2 protein-coding genes are annotated in these 2,433 nt (G+C 60.9%); both read right to left on the reverse strand.

Annotated elements, in window-relative coordinates; translation table 11 throughout:
- A partial coding sequence (locus AAC035_RS20585; RefSeq protein WP_339806985.1) for a Tex-like N-terminal domain-containing protein occupies nucleotides 1-1,021 on the reverse strand: 1,021 nt, incomplete at its 3' end.
- 51 nt (nucleotides 1,022-1,072) lie between these two features.
- On the reverse strand, nucleotides 1,073-2,433 hold a 1,361-nt coding region (locus tag AAC035_RS20590), incomplete at its 5' end, for a bifunctional diguanylate cyclase/phosphodiesterase (RefSeq protein ID WP_339806986.1).

Here is a 2,433-nt window from a genome sequence, read left to right on the forward strand (position 1 = left end):
CCACCTTGACCCCGGTGCGCAGCCCCGGATCAAGGCCCAGGGTCGGGCGCGGTCCGGCCGGCGCCAGCAACAGCAGATCTTTCAGGTTGTTGGCGAAGACATTGATGGCTTCAGCTTCAGCAGCCTCACGCACATGTGCCATCAGTTCGGTTTCGATCTGGGTCGACAGCTTGACCCGCCAGGTCCAGCGCACCACTTCCGCCAGCCAGCGGTCAGCGGCACGACCACTGTCGCGAATCTGCCAGTGGGCCGCGATGCGCTGCTCCGCCGGGTGCGGAACCTTGCGATCATCGCTCTCGCCTTCCACCACCAGACTGAAACTGAGGATGCCTTCGTTGCGCCCCCGCAGAATGGCCAGGGCCCGGTGGGACGGAATCTTTTTCAGGGCTTCCTGGTGATCGAAATAATCCCGGAACTTGGCCCCTTCGTTTTCCTTGCCCTGGATTACCGTGACCTTGAGCTGACCTTCCTGCCAGATGTAGTTGCGCAGCTGGCCCAGCAGCTCGGCATCCTCGGCAAAGCGCTCCATCAGAATGTGGCGAGCCCCTTCCAGGGCTGCCTTCTCGTCCGTTACGCCGGCGTCAGCATTCAGATAGTCAGCGGCCAGCTGTTCCGGGTTCAGGGTGGGATCGCCATAAAGCGCATCGGCCAGAGGCTCCAGGCCAGCCTCCCGGGCAATCTGGGCCTTGGTGCGGCGTTTCTGTTTGTAAGGCAGATAGAGATCTTCGAGGCGGTTTTTGGCGTCGGCTTCGTTGATGGCGGCCCGCAATTCGTCGGTCAGCTTGCCCTGTTCTTCGATACTGCGCAGGATGGCGCCGCGCCGGTCCTCCAGCTCCCGCAGGTAGCGGAGCCGCTCTTCCAGGGAGCGCAGCTGGATGTCATCGAGGGCGCCCGTCACTTCTTTCCGGTAACGCGCGATGAAGGGAACGGTAGCGCCTTCGTCCAGCAACGCCACGGTGGCGCTGACCTGCTGTTCACGAACGCCCAGTTCTTCGGCAATACGGCCGGCAATGCTTTTCATGGATCTTACCTGCGGAGCGGTTTCAAATCAGAGCGCAAAAGGTACAGTGCCTTACTCCTGCAGGCAAGCGAGGCGATTGCGCTCCTGCAGAAACTCCAGCAGATCCGGCCAGGGCATGGGCCGCGCGTAGTAATAGCCCTGCACCTCATCACAATGCTGCTGACGCAGGAACTCCAGCTGGCCTTCGGTTTCCACACCCTCTGCCACAACACTCATCTGCAGGCTGTGAGCGAGACTGATAATGGCCCGGATAATGTGCTCGGAATCGCCGGTATCTCCCAGTTGCTGTACAAACGACTTGTCAATTTTCACCAGGGAAATGGGCAGGTGCTGCAGATTGGTGAGCGAGGAGTAGCCGGTACCAAAATCGTCCAGGGCGAAACTGATGCCCAGCTGGGACAGCTCCCTGAGACAGCGCTGGGCGTAATCAGGATCGTGCATCATGGCGCTTTCGGTAAGCTCCAGCTCCAGCAGGCTGGTGTCTACGTTGGCGTTGAAAATGATGCGGAAGATGGTTTCGGTCATCTTGCGGTCATGGAACTGACGGAACGACAGGTTGACCGCAAACACCAGGCCCGGATAGCCCTCTTCTGCGGCTTCCCGCAGACGTTGGCAGGCCTGTTCGATCACCCAGTAACCGATGGGCACGATCAGCCCGCTGCGCTCCGCCGCCGGAATGAACTCGTCCGGCATCACCAGGCCCCGGGTCGGATGATTCCAGCGCAACAGACACTCTACCCCGCGGGCTTCGCCGGTGATCAGATCGATTCGGGGCTGATAGTAAAGTTCCAGCTCGCCACCCCGCAGGGCGTTGCGAAGATCCGCTTCCAGCTTGAGCTGATGGCCCGCCGTAATATGCAGCTGCCGGTTGTAGAAACGGTAACTGTTGCCCGCATCACGCTTGGCTTCGAACATGGCCCGGTTGGCGCGACGCAACAGGGTTTCCGGGGTATCTCCCGCTTCCGGGTAGGTAGCCACGCCGAGACTGGCGGTTATGGCAACGGTGCTGCCCGCCACCACCACCGGATCGTTCATGGCGCCTACCAGTTTGCGCACAATGCGCGACATATCCAGTGAATCGTCGATGTTTTCGGCGATCACCGCCAGCTCGTCACCACCGATTCGCATCAGCGAATCTACCCGCCGCAGCACTGCGCGCAAACGCTCAGCCAGCTTGAGCACCAGTTCGTCACCCTGGCGGTAACCCAGGGACTCGTTCACCGTGCGGAAGTCGTCCAGGTTGATGTGGATCAGCGCCAGCCGCTGGTTGCTCCGCTCTGCCCGCAGTATGGCCTGTTGCAAGCGGTCAAAAAACAGGTTGCGGTTGATGAAACCGCTGGCCACCTCGCGCCCCATCTCACCACCGGCACCGTCGGATAATTGCTGACGGAGCCAGACACAACGCACAGCAC

It is taken from the genome of uncultured Marinobacter sp. (genome assembly GCF_963974375.1).
Classification (GTDB): domain Bacteria; phylum Pseudomonadota; class Gammaproteobacteria; order Pseudomonadales; family Oleiphilaceae; genus Marinobacter.